The following is a 19,984-nucleotide window of genomic DNA, read 5'->3' on the forward strand; positions in this document are numbered from 1 at the left end:
AAAAAACTCCACCTTAAAACCAATTTTAGCTGAAACTAAACAAATTCACTTCTAATGGAATAGATTCTAGCCTTTCTAATTCTTTGTCATTGGAACTTTTATAAATTCACTAATAACCTTTGAAAACTTGTATATTTCATTAAAATCTTCACTTTTATCAACAAGTATTCTTTTTTGATTATTTAGTATAAGATAAAGTATATATATATCATCTCCTTTTATTGCATGTAAAATTCTAATATGAGCTCTTTTAACTTTACTTAATTTACACTCTTTGATTCCATTTATTTTAACTAAATCTTCTCTTTTGTCAAACAAAACAGCATATCCATTAATTACACTTTTATATAATTCTGGCAAACTTGCAGTTAGTGGAAGAATACCAATAATAAAAATACTGCCAAAAAAAATTTTTTTCAGCAACTCAAATATATTTAATTTCTCTAAAATAACTTGGTTTTTTATTTCTATCAAAATACTAATAACAGGAAAAATTGTAAACACCAAAACCACAATTAGTACTATGATAAATGTGCACAATGGCTTGTTTTTGCTTTTTATGTAACTTATCGAATCTTCTCTTAGTACCAATTCGTTTTCATATTTCATATTATATTTATCCTCTCAACATTTTTATATATGAACCAAATTATTTAATCTTGATTAATTTTATAAGTTATCCAAACAATAATTACAATCAAATTAGTAAGCTCTACTTTATTAAAATGAAAATATTTATTTTCTCAAAAAGCATATTATAAAACTAACACTATACGACCTTTAGCACAAATAAGTGATGCAAAAACATACTTTTTGAGAAAATTCCTAATTTGGATTTATTTAATTAAATTATACTTTGTATTTACAATTCAATTTCTATTAAGCCATTTCTTCAGAGGTTGATGGTATAAAATCTCCAATAGGAACCCTTGGGGATCTTATTGTAAACCCCATATTCCCAATTACATTCATTTGAAAATTAAAACCAACTTTAATAGAATTTGCTTTTAGTTCTGTTATAGCTGTAATTCTATAAAATGGCCTTCTAAAAATTGGCATCGAAAACTCTGCACTAACATTATTTGTCAAATTTAAAGATATATCACCTGATTCATTACGAAATGGATTTCTTAAATCAATGTCATATCTGAAACTAGTATCAGCCCCTCTATACTTCTTACCTTGTGCCTTTATTCTTAATTGTTCTGGTTTTCCCTGACCATATCTAAGTTCAATACTTATATCAGTATTTATTTTTGAATAATTCATTCAACTTTCTCTCCAGTAGGATCCATTATGCACGAAATAAGTAGTATCAAACCAAGTATTATTGCAAAAGAATCCCAAAACCATTTACCAGAAAAATCTTGTATATATGCTTTTGAAGGATTATTTCTTTTATATTTAACAGGTAATCTCTCTCCTCTTCTATATCCTGTTGATGATTTAATAGTATACTCTTTCCCATCTTCATCCGAAAAACTTATTGTTGATGTAGACGCTTCGCCACTTGAATCATTAATTACTTCTATAACAATTCCATATGTGGATATCACGTCTCTACTTATATCCCACTTATCCCAAAAACCTTTAATTCCTTGCAGCAGCACCAATATTCCAATTATTAATAGAACTATTAGCTTAATTTGTTTGATATTTTTTTGCATTTTATCATTCTCCTACTAAAATGATTATTAAAGGTTTTAAAATTTCTAAACAATAATCTGTATTTTTATCTACAGTATATCTGCTAAATTTTGTACCGTCAATTATTTTAAATTTATAAATATGAAAATCTTTTCACTCACAGTATTTTCTGTTAAAATATTGTTAAAGATATTTAAGTTTTTTATAAATATGTTGTGGAGGTAAATTGTTTTGTTTTTTAATAGAAATAACGAAGCTTTAAATAAAAGTTCAATTGACCTGACAATAAAAAAAATTACATCAGATGATGATAAGTCTCTAAGAGAAAAACTCATATGTGAATTCACTCCATTTATAAAAAAAGAAGTAACTTCATTTACAAAAAAACTTTTTAGAATAGAAAATACTTATGAATTTAGCGTTGCTCTTTTAGCATTTAATGAGTCTATTGATTATTACAGTGAAACTAAAAATATCAGCTTTTTAGACTTTTCTTCTTTATTGATTAAAAAACGTCTTTTAGATTATGTAAAATTTAACGATACTAAAAAAGTATCTTTTATTTCTAATTTTGAACAAAAATACTCAGATTTATTTAATCAGCTATACTTACCAGAACAAAGCAAGTATAATAAAGAATATGCTGTATTGTACGAATTAAGTAAATTAAAAAAAATGCTTAAACCTTTTGAAACAACAATGCAAGATCTTCTTTTGTATACACCAACTTTAGATGAAACCAAACAATTATGTATACAAGTAGCAAAAGTAATCGTAGCAGATACTACTTTATTTAATAATCTTTGCAATAAAAAATCTTTTCCCGTTTCTCAGCTTCACAAAATAACAAAAGTCAAAAAAAGCACCTTGCGCATTTATAAATGTATTATTGTTGCAATAGCTTTTATCTTAGGTGCTGGACTGGATAACATTAAAGGTTATATTGATTTTGATATTTAGATATTGGAGGAAATAATATGCTTAAAAAAACAGGAATAGTTATTGATTTAAAGAAAAAAACTGCAATAGTAATGCTAAAAAATTTTGATTTTTACGAAGTAAAAAGAAAACCTTCTATGTTAGTAGGACAAACAATCATTTTTAGTAGTGGTAGGTTTTACAATTATAATGGTAAACGCGAAAGCAAAGTTTTAAAAGTCATAGGTTTTACTGCAACTTTCCTTATAATTATTCTTTTTATAATATATTTTTATTTAGAATATAAATACTTTTAAAATAGTTTTATGTGCTTGTTTCTTTATAAGCTTAACATTAAAAATAGTTTTTGAGATAGATATTCTCCTAAGTGAACTCGCTTAATTGTTTTTACTTTCTATAATAAAGTCTACACTTTACACTTTTACCATTGTCATAATTTTTTCTAATCCTTTAATTACACTAAACTCATCATAATTTAAGTATTTAATGCTATATTTATCAATTTTTTCACCAAACCTTTTTTTTAACTCTTCTGGTACAGAAAAATAAGAAGTTTTTCCAAAAGGTTTTGCCCATTCTTTAGTCATTTTTTCTATTTGCTCATCAGTGTAGAGTTCTCTATCCTTAAACATTTGCGGAATATCTTCAGAAATGAAATTTGCTAATTTCTCCATTTCTTTTTTGATATCAGAAGATGTTAATTCTTTATATTTATCTTTTATATAAACAGCATCGACAACACGTCCTGTAAAAGTATACCCTAAATAAAATCCTTTGTTAATTGAAAAAAGAAACCATGATTTTTTATAATCCTTCTCTTCATTTGTATCAACTAATCCATAATACCAACAAATACACTGTAAATCATTAAATGTACCTATAGCTCTACATAAATTTGTTTTTTTTGTTTTTAAAAATGCTTTATCTCTTTTTTCATAAATAGAATCAAAATTTTTATAAGGAAGAACTGTAAACAAATAGTAATGCTCAGAATTTAATTTAGCTTTTTTCATCCAATAACCCATTAAGTAATTTAGAACATCCGGATTCCGCCAGTAATCATCAGACAAAATGCCTTTTTTTAATTTTTTATATCTTTTCTTATCAGGAATTTCAACAAATATTTCATCAATGGTTTTTTTAATAAAAATACCTTTTCCAGATTCAACAGCTATTAATCTTCTGTTAAATAAATCAACTCCTATACGTCTTTTTTTGAAATGTTTTGAAATGTTTAAATTTTTGAGCCAATTAATCATAAAATCAAACTCCTTTTTTTAACAGCACAGATGAACCCCATTTCTACCTGTGCTGTTTTATAACAACACCCACTACCTATAAATGTAAAAAACCTTTTTTAGCTCTTCTATAATTTTTACTTTTATTAAAACTAATCAAATTCATAGCCTCTTTTTTTAAATTCGTTTTTACCTAATTCATCCCATTTATCAAAAAAGATTTAACCCTATATAATTAGTTTTGAATTGGCTAAAATATTAAAAAGAGGAGTAGTTTTTATGACAGTTTAAGTTATTATATTGAAATAATTTGCTTTATTTTAAGAATTCTAAAATTTATATTAATTTCTGTATATATTATTCTTTTTTTGATATGGGTATATAGGTCACACAACAATCTAGTTTTGTCATATTAGCCTCCGGTTCTATCCCCATCATGACACAACATATCAATAGCTATTGCAATAGCTATTGATTCTTCTATATACTTTTTGTTTACAATTTCTATATTATAATATCTTTTAAATAATTTTTTTGAACATTTGTACATTAAATTATCACTATAATAAACTTTGTAATTATGAAATAACCAATCAGGGTTTTCAATTCTTAAATGAGGATTAGTTATTTCAAATTCAGGATTCCCTAGAGTCTGCGCTCTGATAATAAATTCAACAAACGGCGAACAATTCACTAATATTTGAATATAACGCTCAGGAAAATATGTATGTTCTATAATACTATTATCGTTTATTTTAAAATTTCGAGTATTCACATGTCCATCAAAGAAAAAGAAAATCTTTGTTTTTTTTTGTATTCTTTCTATTTCAACATAAATATCCTCATCTTTTAGAGTCACTTTTCCAAAAAGATTATCAATAACATTATGTCTTAATCTAATCATATCAAATCACCTCTTGTTCGATTTCAACCCCCACCTTTTTTTAGTGGGGGTTGATTCTTTAGTATATAAATAATAATAATTTGAAATTCAGTCAAAGATTCCACCTGCAAATCGTCTATTATATACATCAAATCTTGGCGTTCTTACAGTATAACCAAGATCATGTTTTAAATTTATTTCATCGATAACACTGCTGGTTAATGTAAAATTAAATCCAAATCTAATAGGTGAACTAACAATTGAATTCTTATCTACATCTAAAAATGGATTATACGCTCCTGTCTCAATAATAAAATCACACTTAATTCTAACTCCATAACTAAGATCAGATTTATACGCATTAAGCTTATATTGTCCACTGAATCCAGGAGAAACACTTGGATTTTCAAAATTAAATCCTGTTCTTAATGTGAAATTTCCTTTTTCAATATTTATTCTAACTTCAGTTGGCCTGTGTCTCCCTGCTTTCATATCACCATATAAAAACTGCAATCCAATATCTGGTTTGCCAGGACTTATCTGAGAAAGCTTATATTTATATTGTACCGAATTTCTATGTTTATAAGGAAACATAGTTCCTATTATAATCATATTTACAGCTAGTGCCATTTTTATTTTTTGAACTGTTTGATTTGCTTTCCATAAAGTATTATATGCAGTTCTCACAGGCAATGTTTTAGCCCAAGCCCATTTACCAAAACCAGCGAGAGCACTTAAGATAGTAACTTCACCTGATGGATCAATATTCATTACAGGGTTTGCATGGGCATATAGGTACTTGTGTAAGCTGTAGGGGTCTTGTACAAATCCTTCAAATGGATCCATTGTGGCAAATCTACCTATGGATGGATTCATATATCTTGCCCTTAAGTAGTAGAATCCTATGTTAGCATCATACTGCTCTCCTGTGTATAAAAACTCATTTACTGTATTGCCTGTCTTTTCAATTAGATTTCCAAAAGCATCATATATGTACGTATCTGTTACCTCTCCACTACTGTTAGTCAATGCCCTTGTGCTTCCTAATCCATCATAGTGATAATAGCTTGTTACATCTCCTCTTTTTTGACTTATAAGGTCATCTCCATGTACATAACTTACAACTAGCTCACCATTTTCATCTCTTTCTTCTAAAACTTTTGCATAATCTGTATTTTTATCTACAGTATATCTGCTAAATTTTGTACCGTCAACTATTTTTCCAACTCTTATTCCATACACATCGTAAATATATTTAACAGCTGATGTGCCTGTTTGGTTTGTCGTAACAACACCTATAAGTCTATTATTATATCCATAAGTATATGATATTGTCTCTACTTCATTTTTCTTCGAAAGAGTGTTTCCGTTTTTGTCATAAGTATAAGTATTTTCACCTTCTGAAATAAGTCTGTTATTTTCATCATAAGTATAATCTATGGTATATTCACCATCTGTCTTAGTTAGCCTGTTTCCCACAGCATCATAAGTATAGCTTATTTCATGTGTATCTTTGTCTGGATGATTTATAGTTTCTTTTAACAGCTTATAAGTATTGTCATACTCATATTCTACAACTCTTCCACTATCTTCTTCAACTTTTATTCTATTACCAGCAGTTCCTAATGTATACGTATAAGATGAAATTATTTCTCCATCAGCATCTTGGTTTACAAGCTCTGTCAACCTGTTAAGTTTGTCATAGGTATACTGTGTCTTTGTTCCATTAGGATACGCAACACTTGTTCTGCTGCCCACCTCATTATATGTGTATGTTGTTGCTCCTCCATCAGAATCTGTCACTGTAGAAAGCCTGCTTAAATCATCATAAGCATAGGTTGTTGTTCCAGATGGAACTTTGACACTTGTCCTGTTTCCAGCTGCATCATAAGTATATTCTATACTTATGCCATCAGGATTAGTCTCTTTTATAAGTCTTCCCATAACATCATATTCAAATGTTGTAGTTCCTCTGCTGTCTGTTACTGTTTCTCTTTGACCTAAAACAGTATATGTATATGTTTCTTCTGAACCATCAGAAAAAATCTTTTTGATTAATCTGTCATTTATGTCATATTCAAATGTTGTGGTGTCTCCATTAAAATCAGTTATACTCTCTATGTTTCCAGCCTCATCATAAGTGTAAGTTTCAGACATTCCAAGAGGTAGAGTGCGTTTTATTCTTCTGCCAAGCTTATCATATTCAAAAGTAGTTGTATTACCATTTGCATCTGTTTGAGATATCATATTTCCAAGGTCATCATATTCATAAATAGTTGAGTTCTCAAGCACATCTGTAACTTTTATAAGCCTTCCCATTTCATCGTAATCAAACTTTGTAGTGTTTCCCTCTAAATCTGTTTCTGAAATCTTCATACCCTTCTTATCATATTCTGCTAATGTATAATTCCCTTCTGCATTAATACTTTCTGTTCTAGCTCCTCTTTCATCATACTTATAATTTACTTCGTTGCCTCTTGCATCAATTATTTTAGTCATGTTTCCATTGCTGTCATACTCATATACTGTGGTATTTTCCAATGCATCTGTAACAGAAGTATTGTTTCCTGCTTTATCATATGTATAACTCGTAACAATATCAAACACGTCTGCACTATCAGCACCAAAAGCACCAATACCTGACTCATCTAATTTAACAGGTTAGTTATTAGATGAGTCAGGTATAAATTCTACTTATACTCTATTTTTTAAAATTTATAAATAATTTACTTTTGAATAATTCATTCAACTTTCTCTCCAGTAGGATCCATTATGCACGAAATAAGTAGTATCAAACCAAGTATTATTGCAAAAGAATCCCAAAACCATTTACCAGAAAAATCTTGTATATATGCTTTTGAAGGATTATTTCTTTTATATTTAACAGGTAATTTCTCTCCTCTTCTATATCCTGTTGATGATTTAATAGTATTCTCTTTCCCATCTTCATTCGAAAAACTTATTGTTGATGTAGACGCTTCACCACTTGAATCATTAATTACTTCTATAACAATTCCATATGTTGATACACCATCTCTACTTATATTCCACTTATCCCAAAAACCTTTAATTCCAAAAAATATCATTAATATTGCAATTATTAATAGAACTATTAGCTTAATTTGTTTGATATTCTTTTGCATTTTATCATTCTCCTACTAAAATGATTATTAAAGGTTTTAAAATTTCTAAACAATAATCTGTATTTTTATCTACAGTATATCTGTTAAATTTTGTACCGTCAATTATTTTAAATTTATAAATCTAAAAACCTTTTCACTAGTAGTATTCTCTGTTAAAATATTATTAGGGAAAAAATTTTTCTTAATATGCCATGGAGGTAAAGTGTTTTGTTTTTTAATAGAAATAACAAATCTTTCAATGGAAGTTCAATTGACCTGACAATAAAAAAAATTACATCAGATGATGATAACTCTCTAAGAGAAAAACTCATATGTGAATTCACCCCATTTATCAAAAAAGAAGCAACTCAATTTACAAAAAAACTTTTTAGAATAGAAAATGCTTATGAATTTAGTGTTGCTCTTTTAGCATTTAATGAGTCTATTGATTATTACTGTGAAAATAAAAATATCAGCTTTTTAGACTTTTCTTCTTTATTGATTAAAAAACGTCTTTTAGATTATGTAAAATTTAACGATACTAAAAAAGCATCTTTTATTTCTAATTTTGAACAAAAATACTCCGATTTATTTAATCAACTCTACTTACCAGAACAAAGCAAGTATAATAAAGAATATGCTGTATTGTACGAATTAAGTAAATTAAAAAAAATGCTTAAACCTTTTAATATAACTACTGATAATCTTCTAATATACTCACCTAGAAATGATGAATTGAAACGTTCATGTTTTGAAGTAGCAGAAGCAATTTTAAAGGATAACTATCTGAGCAAAGACTTTTTAAATAAAGGAATATACCCTGTATCAAAATTACATAAAATCACAAACATCAAAAAACATATTATTAGACTTTACAAAGGATTTATTATTTCTATCGTTTTAATTTTTTCTTCAAAACTAGATAAATTAAAAGAATATATTAATAATTTACTAGATAACAACATGTTTGAAATGTCTGGAATTGTAATAGAATTAAGACAAACAACTGCAATAGTATTTACTAAAGAATATCTTTATTTTACAATTTCAAGAACAGCTAATATGTCTGTTGGTCAAACTGTAGTATTTAAAGAACTTGGCCTCTACCCCGAAGCAATCATTAATGCTACTAAATTTGTAAAATTTTTAATTATTTCTGCTGTCACTTTGGCAGTTTTAGCTATTGGGGCTAATTTTCTTTTATTTTCCAAGTGAATACTAACCCTATTTAAATTGAAATTTGTCTCTAAATTTTATATAAAAAACAAAATGTTAAAAACCATACTAATCGCCAATTCTTTTCATAAGTATCAATTACCAAAATAATGTTTGTTCTGAATTCTTTTATGCAACTTTAAAAACTGAGCTAATTTACCTACTAATTTTTTGGTTTATCAACATATATGAAAAGTTTCTTTACTTATCTTTCTTTCTATCCACAATATTTTTTCCATTCCTAAAGTAATTTCTTTTTCATTGTATTTAAAAAATTTGAAATCATATCCATCAATATCAAAATCTTTATCAAAATCTTTGTCTTTAAAAAAATATATTGTTTTTTGAAATGGATTTTCCCAATCACTAATAATCTTTTCTAGTTCTTTTTTCTTATTTTTTTCTTTGCTAAATTCTTCAGGTATTTGCTTAGTGGATTTTTTTGATATTTTTTGTATCTCAAACAAAATATCTTCCGATGACAAATCTTCAATTTTTTTTTCTAAAGGTTTAATATTAAAAATATACCCTACAAAAGCAAAACCTAAATATACAACATCTTTATATATAAAAAACACCAAATTCTTTACATAACTCTCTTTATTGTCCTGAATTTGTATATCAAAAGAGTTATATACGCACGTTAAATTATCTATATATGTAATTTCAATATACTCGTATTTTAGTTTTGTATTAGGTAAAACCTTAACGAACCACTCTTCAATAAAGTCAATTTTTTCATATGGAAAAACAATTATAAGTTTATATCCTTTTACGTAAAATTTAATCCCTTTCATTAGTAGCTTTGAGAAGTAGTTTATAACATGTGTAAAATTATAATATTTTTCATATAAAAGCTCTTCTCTAATTTTAGTGTGTTTTTTATTTTTAGGCAATTTATCTCTTATTTCTTCAATAGACCGGTCAATGCAAATACCCTTATCAAGTTCGACAGCTTTTAATCTTCCTTGAAAAAAGTCAACACAAATATATTTTGTTTTAAAACATCGTATAATATTTTTAAAAATATTTACAAACATAAAATCATCTCCTTCATCACTAGTACTACTTTTTATATACGTTTATTTCTTAAACTTTGTATAAACATTAGATAAAACCATAGCTTTAACTAATGTTTATACATTTACATTTATGCCAATGATTGGTATTTAGTAGCCAAGAGGCAAAATAGTTTTCTTTCAAATACTTAGCCAATTCAATTTTCTAGATTTAGAAGTGAACTACTAGTGCAAGACACAGTAATTATGTGAGCATATTTTAATGCTCAAAACAATCATAAAACTTGGATTAAGTATGCTTATGAATTTACGAAGCTTTGCACTAGTGGTATATCTACTGATTACCGTTTTATGAATACCTGCAGTTCATCGCTATATGCTTATATATATCTTGTGATTATATTACCTATCTACTCAACCTCCCATCCAAGCCATTCTTCTACTTGCTCTCTAAATCTACTTCTTAGTATTCCAGCAAAATATCTGCTACTTACAGCGGAAGTAGTCCCTAATGCTGAATCATAAGGATTAGTTTGCACACTACCTTTTGACATATGCCATGATTTAGTTTCCCCAATTCTATAAGTAGATTTAGTGAAATTAGCATCAACCATAGTGAAAACTGCTCCAAAAAATACTCCGCTAAAAGATGCATATATTAATCTATTGCCTAGCTTACCAATTTCAATAGTCTCACCAGTAATTGCCCAATGTAGAAAAGCATCATATGCATTGCCCCTGAGAATCTCATCTGTTAGCGAAACATAAAATGAACTTACACCTCCTGTAAACATTCCTTTTAACACAGTTCCTCCAGTACCTAGAGGTATATTTCCCCCATGAAACCACTTCAAAAATATTGGACCTGCTTTAAATCCTACTAATCCTCCTACAATACCTCTCGCTATTGAAATTCCATACTCTTTCGCTAGCTCTCCAGGAGTATAAAACTTATTATTAAATATTCCCTGATAAAATATATTAACCGTTGTAAATATAGTACTCAAACTAACACTTACTGCTAATGCATTAATTAAAGTAATCTTACCTGATGGATCAATATTCATTACAGGGTTTGCATGGGCATATAGGTACTTGTGTAAGCTGTAGGGGTCTTGTACAAATCCTTCAAATGGATCCATTGTGGCAAATCTACCTATGGATGGATTCATATATCTTGCCCTTAAGTAGTAGAATCCTATGTTAGCATCATACTGCTCTCCTGTGTACAAAAACTCATTTACTGTATTGCCTGTCTTTTCAATTAGATTTCCAAAAGCATCATATATGTACGTATCTGTTACCTCTCCACTACTATTAGTCAATGCCCTTGTGCTTCCTAATCCATCATAGTGATAATAGCTCTTATCATCTCCTCTTTTTTGACTTATAAGGTCATTTCCATGTACATAACTTACTACTAACTCACCATTTTCGTCTCTTTCTTCTAAAACTTTTGCATAATCTGTATTTTTATCTACAGTATATCTGCTAAATTTTGTACCGTCAACTATTTTTCCAACTCTTATTCCATCCACATCGTAGATATATTTAACAGCTGATGTGCCTGTTTGGTTTGTCGTAACAACACCTATAAGTCTATTATTGTATCCATAAGTATATGATATTGTCTCTACTTCATTTTTCTTCGAAAGAGTGTTTCCGTTTTTGTCATAAGTATAAGTATTTTCACCTTCTGAAATAAGTCTGTTATTTTCATCATAAGTATAATCTATGGTATATTCACCATCTGTCTTAGTTAGCCTGTTTCCTACTGAGTCATAAGTATAGCTTATTTCATGTGTATCTTTGTCTGGATGATTTATAGTTTCTTTTAACAGCTTATAAGTATTGTCATACTCATATTCTACAACTCTTCCACTATCTTCTTCAACTTTTATTCTATTACCAGCAGTTCCTAATGTATACGTATAAGATGAAATTATTTCTCCATCAGCATCTTGGTTTACAAGCTCTGTCAACCTGTTAAGTTTGTCATAGGTATATTGTGTCTTTGTCCCATTAGGATACGCAACACTTGTTCTGCTGCCCACCTCATTATATGTGTATGTTGTTACTCCTCCATCAGAGTCTGTCACTGTAGAAAGCCTGTTTAAATCATCATAAGCATAGGTTGTTGTTCCAGATGGAACTTTGACACTTGTCCTGTTTCCAGCTGCATCATAAGTATATTCTATACTTATGCCATCAGGATTAGTCTCTTTTATAAGTCTTCCCATAACATCATATTCAAATGTTGTGGTTCCTCTGCTGTCTGTTACTGTTTCTCTTTGACCTAAAACAGTATATGTATATGTTTCTTCTGAATCATCAGAAAAAATCTTTTTGATTAATCTGTCATTTATGTCATATTCAAATGTTGTGGTGTCTCCATTAAAATCAGTTATACTCTCTATGTTTCCAGCCTCATCATAAGTGTAAGTTTCAGACATTCCAAGAGGTAGAGTGCGTTTTATTCTTCTGCCAAGCTTATCATATTCAAAAGTAGTTGTATTACCATTTGCATCTGTTTGAGATATCATATTTCCAAGGTCATCATATTCATAAATAGTTGAGTTCTCAAGCGCATCTGTAACTTTTATAAGCCTTCCCATTTCATCGTAATCAAACTTTGTAGTGTTTCCCTCTAAATCTGTTTCTGAAATCTTCATACCCTTCTTATCATATTCTGCTAATGTATAATTCCCTTCTGCATTAATACTTTCTGTTCTAGCTCCTCTTTCATCATACTTATAATTTACTTCGTTGCCTCTTGCATCAATTATTTTAGTCATGTTTCCATTGCTGTCATACTCATATACTGTGGTATTTTCCAATGCATCTGTAACAGAAGTATTGTTTCCTGCTTTATCATATGTATAACTCGTAACATTACCAAGTTCGTCAGTTTCCTTGATTATCTGTCCATTAGCATCATGTTCTGTCTCTGTAAAACTTCCATCAGGATAAGTTGTTTTAATTAACCTTCCAAGTCTGTCATAAGAATATTTAGTAACATTTCCTGCTCTATCAGTATAAGTAAGTCTGTTACCCTCTTTATCATAAGTGTGTCTTTCTTCTGTTCCATCAGGATAAATAGTTCTTTCTAAATTACCAAAAATATCATATATGTATTCTGTACGTCTTCCCAAATTATCTGTTACAGCAGATTGTTCTCCAATAGCATTATATTCTATAACTGTAGAATTTCCATATGTGTCAATTATCTTTGTAACCTGTCCCCTTTTATCATATTCATAAGTTGTAGTTATTTCTTTTTCTCCTGCCTTTATAGTTTCTGTCAGGCAATTTCCCATGGCATCATAAGTGTAAGTTGTTATAATCCCATCTGCACTTATTCTTTTTATGATATTTCCACTGGAATTATAAGTATAACTTGTGGTATTTCCTTGAGGGTCTGTCATTTTTGCCAGATTCCCTCTTGAATCATAATCAAAAGAGGTTATATTTCCAGTAGAATCTGTTATGCTCATTAAATTTCCTTTTGAGTCATATTCATTTGTTCTAGTGTTTTCCATTGCATCTGTTTGTGTCAGTACCTGACCTCTGTTATTATAAGTATACTCTGTTCTATTACCCAATGCATCTGTAGAGCTTAACATATTATCATTTTCATCATATGTAAATGTTACTATATTTCCAAGAGCATCAGTATGTGTAAGCATATTACCATTATCATCATATGTATAAGATGTAGTATTTTCCATAGAATCTATCTCTTCTAATACATTGCCTCTCTCATCATATGAAAATACCGTCTGATTACTCATTCTATCTGTTACTATTTCCTGCCTTACACCAATATCTCTAGAATACTCAATTCTATTGCCCTCAGCATCAATATGTGCAATTAGTCTTCCATCATCATCATATTCATTACGTGCAGCTTTAACCCCTCTTGAATCAATAATATCTATCAAACCGTGATTTGAATTATATGTAAATCTTGTAGTATTGCCTTCCTGATCTGTTACTTTTACTAAATCTCCATAATAATCGTATTCATATTTTATGCTATTTCCCTTAGGGTCTGTTATCTTTGTTATTCTGCCCTCATCATCTCTTTTAAAATCTACACTCTTTCCTGCTGAGTGATTAATTCCATCTTGTGTATATGTAACAGTGTTACCATTAATGTCTGTAATGCTTTCTAAACCACTATTCATATTTAATATTAAAACAGTGCCTTCTCTTGTTGTAAGTTTATACTTTTGAGGATTATAGCATTGCATGTCAAAATTTCGTAATTCATTGTTTACTACATAAGCAACATTATTTTCATCCAAAGCTTCAAGTTTTGAAAAAGTTCCCTGCTCTGGAGTAAATGATACAGTTACTTCTTGTATAGGAGCAAATTGCTGCATACTTGGTGAAACAGTTACTCCAAACTGGTCAACCCTTCCATCAGGATAAGTTACAGTTATGCTATGAGGCTCTGTCTCATACAAATTATAAGTTGTGTTAAATCCTGTTCCACTTTCTTCATGTCTCCAGTTCTCTCCAGGTTTCATGTTTTGCTCAATACTTATATCTTCATATTCTAGTGACCACCCCACACCAAAATCACCTTTGGTTTTATTTCGACTGTCATAATTTCTTGCAATTGTTATTGGCATCCCTGCCATTGGAACTGTTAAGTCTTCAAATCCTATTGTAAAGTTTCCAACTTTCATTTCTCCTGCAACCATATATGAAATATCATAAATAGATACATAACCACCTGAATCATATACAGATAGTCTTATATCGTATTGTCCATTTCTCATCATTGTTGAATCAAAAGTTCCAAGCACGTCATCCTTAACACTTTTGGTGCCTTCTGCAAATTTTACATATTGATTTTCACCTGACTGAGAATATTCAAGAGTATATTTTACAAGGTTTTCATCATAAGCAGTTCCTATAATTTCTACAGGCTCATATATTTTTGTATATTCTAAAGGACTTTCTATAATAGCCTCAGGCGGTTCCCCGTCGCTTTCTTCCTTTACAAAAAGCTCTTTACTTGCATACCCTTCATTTCCAGCCATATCATATGCCGTTGCAACAATATCAAATAACCCTGCACTGTCAGCAACAAAAGTACCAGTACCTGACTCATTTAATTCAACAGATTCATTATTGAATTCTGCATTAATAGATTCTACACCTACATTGTCTGTAGCTGTAACTTCTATTGTTACTGTAGTTCCTATGTCTACAGGACTTGGACTGGTTTTAAGTGAAACCACTGGCCTCTCATAGTCTGGTTCCAGTGTTGGTTCAGGCGTCGTTTCTGGTGTTGGTTCTGGCGTCGGTTCTGGCGTTGGTTCTGGTGTCGGTTCTGGCGTTGGTTCCGGCGTCGTTTCTGGTGTTGGTTCTGGCGTTGGTTCTGGCGTTGGTTCTGGTGTTGGTTCTGGTGTCGGTTCTGGTGTTGGTTCCGGCGTCGGTTCCGGTGTCGGTTCTGGTGTTGGTTCCGGCGTCGGTATTTCAAATCCTTTTGACCCTATTGTTAGGTCTAATAATTCAGGGCTAAAACCGTCACTTGAAATCTCAAATTCAACTAAAGCCTTTATATACCTTCCTTCTTCTATATCAAAAGTACTATAATTTGACACTTCCAAAGGCTCGCAATAATCTTCTCCATCACTACTTGTTGAGACTTCTACACTTATTTTATCATCACTATATATTTTGTCATTCCAATAAATACTTCCCCATTGTGTATTTGATCTTTTACTGTCAAATACAACACTCCATGTTCCATATCCTACATACTCACTAACTGGAAGTGACACATCATCTACCTCTATAATAATCCTATTATTATTTCTATCAGTGTACTCAAGTGTTGTATTCTCTAAAATGGTCTTGTTTGTGCTATGCACAAGATCTTCAAAATCAAAAGATAATAATATATCCTTCTCTTCTTCCATTTTAACTCTGTCGTACTCCCATTTATATGTCCAACTTCCACCTTCATTTTCAATTGTGTTTGAAGGTTCAGGCAACATTTCTAAATCTACAACATTATCCTCTAATAGTGTTGTTTCTAAAACAACATTTCTTCCTGACGTATCAAATACTTGCTCAGCAATATACTCCATCATTGCTTCTAATTCTTCTGATGTTGGACTAAATTTATATATTCCACCTGCAATATTTGCAAGTTCTTTTAAGAGCTCTTCATCAACTCCTGAATCAAGTCCAACTGAATGTATCATTATATTTTTTTCATTGGCTATTTCGGCTTGTTGTATTGCAGGTGCATTGCTTGCTCTGCCATCTGACAACAATATAATTGCTTTATCTCTTTCATCTGTACTCTCTTCACTAAATGTTTCTATTGCTTTTTCTAAACCTCTTCCAATATTTGTTCCACCACCTGGGCTACCTAAATTGTCTATTGCCTCTTGTAATAAATCCACATCACCTTCTAGACTATTATCAAGCTGTGCACTACTGCTAAAAGTCACTATCCCTAATCTGTCCTCTTCTCCAATAAAGTTAAGTATATTTCTAGAAGCTTCCAAAGAAGCACTCCACCTATTTCCTCTCATACTTCCTGAACGATCAATCACAAGTATAAGGTCAACAGGATTTCTCTCAGGCATATCGGGTGTTCCATGTCCAAAAAGGTTAAAGTTTGTCTCAACTGAATCCTCTCCTGGCATTAACACAGACTTGTTCACCTTCTGATTAACTTCAATATGTATGGGTTCTCCACTTTTACCATACACCATTTCTGTAGTTCTAAAATCTCTTTCAATAGTTTCTACATCTTGCTTTTCAAGTACCAGCCTGTCCCCTATTTCAGTACTTACATTATAAAGTTCTCCTTCATTAAAATCTTCTGTTGTAGTATATGTACGATGTACTGGTCTTGGAGTAGATGGCGTTGTCCTTCGTGGTGTATCCCTTCTCACATATGGAGTAGGCGTTGGCTCCTCCGTTGGTTCTGGAGTTGGCTTCTCTGTTGACTCCGGCGTTTCTGGTGGAATTAACGGCGGCATTGTCCATTCTGGTACCTCGATATAATCAAGCACCACGTTCAACGTTTGAACTGCTTCTGCCCTAGTTATTAAATTAAACGGTTTAAATTTTCCATCAGGATAACCTTGAACTATATCATGAGATGCAAGATTTTTTATACTTTGATATGAATATTCAGAAAATTCATCTTCATCTTTAAATTCAAATTCAGATGCAGCTTCAAAAAAATCTACTTCAAAAAGTCTGGATACAAGTACGGCTGCATCCTGCCTTTGCATATTTTCCATTGGTTTAAATGTTTCATCATCATATCCAGCTATTAAACCTTCACTTGCTGCATAAGACACGGCATTATAAAACCAATCACTTTCATTTACGTCTGTAAAAGTACTGCCTTCTATCTTTTCTTCTTCCCTGAATATGTTTACAACCATAGCTGTAAACTCTGCTCTGGTTACAAGCCTGTCTGGACGAAACAGTCCATCGTCATAGCCTACAACCCAATTGTTGTCTAAAAACTTCTCTATAACATCACTGCCCCAATGGCCTTTGATATCTGGAAAAGTCTCTCTTTGATTTGTTCCTTGATTTGTTCCTTCCGTTGAAAATAGTGTACCTGTTAATAACATACATATAACAAGGGTACACGAAATAAGTCTTTTTGCTGTTCTCATTAAAATTCCCCCTAGAAAAAAATAAATTGTTCATTTTTTTATTTTTAAAAGATTACCATCTCAAAAAATTCCTTTAATGGATAGTAATTTTTAAATTTCTGTCTATATCTTTTCTATCTGTAGAAATACATAAATACTCCCAAGAGTTTGCTAAGGTAGCAATACTCAATATAAATCTTATGAAGTTTTTAGTTTACATATTTTCCTTCGATAATAATGCTATTTATAATTATAGCACAAAAAAAAGAAATATAAATATAAATTTTACATTTTCGAAAAAATTTTTACACCCAAAATATTCCCATTAAATTTTTATCTATTTTGTTTTCTATATTGAAGGGGCGTTTTTTTTGTATATTTTTTAAATATATCATTAAATCTTTGTTGGTTAGAAAATCCAACACTTAGGGCTATATCACTTATTTTAGTATCTGTATCTCTTAATAATTCTTTTGCCCTATCTACCCTGACTGTCAAAAGAAAGTTTATAGGACTTACACCTACTTCTTCTTTAAATGCCCTTGTGAAGTAACTTGAACTTAAAAAAACATACTTTGAAATATCCTTTAGTGAAATATCTCTCTCATAATTATTATGTATATAATTTACTGCCGCCTGTATAAGCTCTTTTAATTTGGGACTTTTGTTTTTTATACTGTTTTCCCATTCCATTTTTAATGCTCTTGATATTAAAACAAACAACTCTAAAACAAGCAAATAATTTAAAAACTCACTCCCAATTTCAGGATTCTCACGCTCACTTAATATTCTATTTAATAAATTAATTATTTCGTTTTTGTGGCTGACCTTTAAAGATATAAAAGCTCCCCACTCTTTTTTGTTTACAAAATTCAAAAAATCCTCTAAAGAAACCCCTGAAAATTGATTATCAAATTTGTTTTCAAGCCTAAAGCTTAAAACAATAAATTCACAACCTGTCTGAGATTTTACTTCAAATTTATGAAACTGCCCTGGTTTTATAATAATAATATTATTAGGTCCTATCTCAACAGGACTTCCTGATATTTCAAATACAGCATTCCCTTTTTTAATATAAACCATCTCAAAAAACTCATGACTATTAGGCTCCATGTGCCAGCTAGTATCATGAAACCTTTCAATAGATTTTACTATTACGGGTATAAACGTTGCCGAATCCAGTACACTTCCCCATGCCTTTGGCAGAATATTTTCACTCACCTAAAATCACTTCCTGATTTACAATTCGTAGCCATTTCTAACTACTTTGACTTGCGTCCAAACCTTCTATAGAACTTAGATATTCCAAATTTATTTCTTTTACTGTAAGACATTGCTCCTCCTGACCTAAATACACCCTGATTTACTTTTCGTGCATCCTCTATTGAGTAAAATGCCTTTGAATTACATTTCTCTATTATATCAACAACATCCTCTAACTCCTTACGCTTTATAATAGAATAAATTATTTTTACTTCCCCGGTCTTTCCCTGTGCATCAACAACAGTAACTCCAAAACCTGCTTCACACAAACGACTTTTCATATGACATTCATCTTTCATAACTATAATTCTAACCAACAACATCCCTATTGCAAGCTTTTCCTCAATAAGCATTCCTATATAAGTTCCCATTGCAAAACCGCCTGCATACGCTACATAGGAAAAAACACTATCCAAATTTTGCATAAGTTCACCGATAACAACAATCCAAATTAAAACTTCGAAAAAACCCAAAAGTGGTGCAAGAAGACTTTTGCCTCTTGAAACAAATATAATTCTTATTGTTCCTATAGATACATCTAAAATTCTTGACACAAAAATAAGCAGGGGGAGAACTACCCATGCATAAACGTCCTGACTGAATAATTCTGAAAAAATACTATCACTCCTATTACTTTGGTTATTATACTACTTATATAATTTATTCATCTCTCTTTGTCTAAATCCATTTATCTTATGTAAAAAGCAACTATTTTCACTTTAATTTTAAACAACTTAAGCACAAATCACTTTATATGTATAGTTTAGAGTAGTATTTTTACAAAGTCAAATTTGTAAAACTTTTTATAAATTTTATAAAAAATAAAATCAACTCTTTACTATTTGCGTAAAAGAAAATATAATTAAGTATATAGTGTTTTTAACTTATATTTGGGGAATCAGTAATGGCTAAGAAATAGCATCCAATTTTTATCGTTCAAAATCATCGGGATTTTGTCCTTGAGAATAGGCCGTTATTTCTAAGGCACTCATTAGCTTTTTAATAAATTACG

General features: G+C 30.2%; 14 protein-coding genes. 3 read left to right on the forward strand and 11 right to left on the reverse strand.

Annotated features, from left to right (window positions below; genetic code table 11):
• Positions 1-75: 75 nt before the first annotated feature.
• The 3 genes from RBH29_RS08115 to RBH29_RS08125 all read right to left on the reverse strand — a co-directional run bounded on the left by RBH29_RS08115 (position 76) and on the right by RBH29_RS08125 (position 1,667).
• Positions 76-609 (reverse strand): hypothetical protein, encoded by a 534-nt coding sequence (locus RBH29_RS08115; RefSeq protein ID WP_306696281.1) that lies wholly within the window; start codon positions 607-609, stop codon positions 76-78.
• A 270-nt stretch (positions 610-879) separates the two neighbouring features.
• Positions 880-1,269, reverse strand: a complete 390-nt coding sequence (locus tag RBH29_RS08120) for a hypothetical protein (RefSeq protein WP_306696282.1) — start codon at positions 1,267-1,269, stop codon at positions 880-882.
• A complete protein-coding gene (locus tag RBH29_RS08125; protein WP_306696283.1) occupies positions 1,266-1,667 on the reverse strand; it encodes a DUF3592 domain-containing protein in 402 nt (133 codons plus the stop codon). The genes RBH29_RS08120 and RBH29_RS08125 overlap by 4 nt, the downstream gene beginning before the upstream one ends.
• Positions 1,668-1,878: 211 nt before the next feature.
• Here RBH29_RS08125 and RBH29_RS08130 point away from each other — a divergent pair, with 211 nt between their 5' ends.
• Together RBH29_RS08130 and RBH29_RS08135 are read left to right on the forward strand one after the other, a co-directional pair.
• Positions 1,879-2,607, forward strand: a complete 729-nt coding sequence (locus RBH29_RS08130) for a hypothetical protein (RefSeq protein WP_306696284.1) — start codon at positions 1,879-1,881, stop codon at positions 2,605-2,607.
• A 17-nt stretch (positions 2,608-2,624) separates the two neighbouring features.
• Positions 2,625-2,882 carry an anti-sigma factor domain-containing protein gene (locus tag RBH29_RS08135; protein ID WP_306696285.1) on the forward strand — a complete coding sequence of 86 codons (258 nt, stop codon included), beginning with the start codon at positions 2,625-2,627 and terminating at the stop codon, positions 2,880-2,882.
• A gap of 117 nt (positions 2,883-2,999) precedes the next feature.
• Here RBH29_RS08135 and RBH29_RS08140 read toward each other — a convergent pair whose 3' ends face one another.
• The 4 genes from RBH29_RS08140 to RBH29_RS08155 form a co-directional block, all read right to left on the reverse strand.
• Positions 3,000-3,845, reverse strand: a complete 846-nt coding sequence (locus RBH29_RS08140) for a hypothetical protein (RefSeq protein ID WP_306696286.1) — start codon at positions 3,843-3,845, stop codon at positions 3,000-3,002.
• Positions 3,846-4,236: 391 nt separating this feature from the next.
• A complete protein-coding gene (locus RBH29_RS08145; protein WP_306696287.1) occupies positions 4,237-4,728 on the reverse strand; it encodes an LURP-one-related/scramblase family protein in 492 nt (163 codons plus the stop codon).
• 87 nt (positions 4,729-4,815) lie between these two features.
• Positions 4,816-7,314, reverse strand: coding sequence for an RHS repeat-associated core domain-containing protein (locus RBH29_RS08150; RefSeq protein WP_306696288.1), 2,499 nt, complete (start codon positions 7,312-7,314; stop codon positions 4,816-4,818).
• Positions 7,315-7,448: 134 nt separating this feature from the next.
• Entirely contained in the window at positions 7,449-7,850 is a 402-nt protein-coding gene (locus tag RBH29_RS08155) for a DUF3592 domain-containing protein (protein ID WP_306696289.1), read from the reverse strand.
• A gap of 207 nt (positions 7,851-8,057) precedes the next feature.
• On the opposite strand from RBH29_RS08155, the gene RBH29_RS08160 reads away from it, so the two are divergent.
• A complete protein-coding gene (locus RBH29_RS08160; protein WP_306696290.1) occupies positions 8,058-9,044 on the forward strand; it encodes a hypothetical protein in 987 nt (328 codons plus the stop codon).
• 179 nt (positions 9,045-9,223) lie between these two features.
• Here the strand turns inward: RBH29_RS08160 and RBH29_RS08165 are convergent, their stop codons facing one another.
• The 4 genes from RBH29_RS08165 to RBH29_RS08180 form a co-directional block, all read right to left on the reverse strand.
• Entirely contained in the window at positions 9,224-10,084 is an 861-nt protein-coding gene (locus RBH29_RS08165) for a hypothetical protein (protein ID WP_306696291.1), read from the reverse strand.
• Positions 10,085-10,473: 389 nt separating this feature from the next.
• Positions 10,474-17,730 carry an S-layer homology domain-containing protein gene (locus tag RBH29_RS08170; protein WP_306696292.1) on the reverse strand — a complete coding sequence of 2,419 codons (7,257 nt, stop codon included), beginning with the start codon at positions 17,728-17,730 and terminating at the stop codon, positions 10,474-10,476.
• A 312-nt stretch (positions 17,731-18,042) separates the two neighbouring features.
• Complete coding sequence (locus RBH29_RS08175; RefSeq protein ID WP_306696293.1) at positions 18,043-18,930, reverse strand: AraC family transcriptional regulator; 888 nt, start codon at positions 18,928-18,930, stop codon at positions 18,043-18,045.
• A gap of 41 nt (positions 18,931-18,971) precedes the next feature.
• The gene (locus RBH29_RS08180) at positions 18,972-19,589 is read right to left on the reverse strand and encodes a DUF2179 domain-containing protein (RefSeq protein ID WP_306696296.1); all 618 of its coding nucleotides are present in this window, start codon (positions 19,587-19,589) and stop codon (positions 18,972-18,974) included.
• Positions 19,590-19,984: the final 395 nt, after the last annotated feature.

This window comes from Herbivorax alkaliphila (genome assembly GCF_030848475.1).
Classification (GTDB): Bacteria; Bacillota; Clostridia; order Acetivibrionales; family Acetivibrionaceae; genus Herbivorax.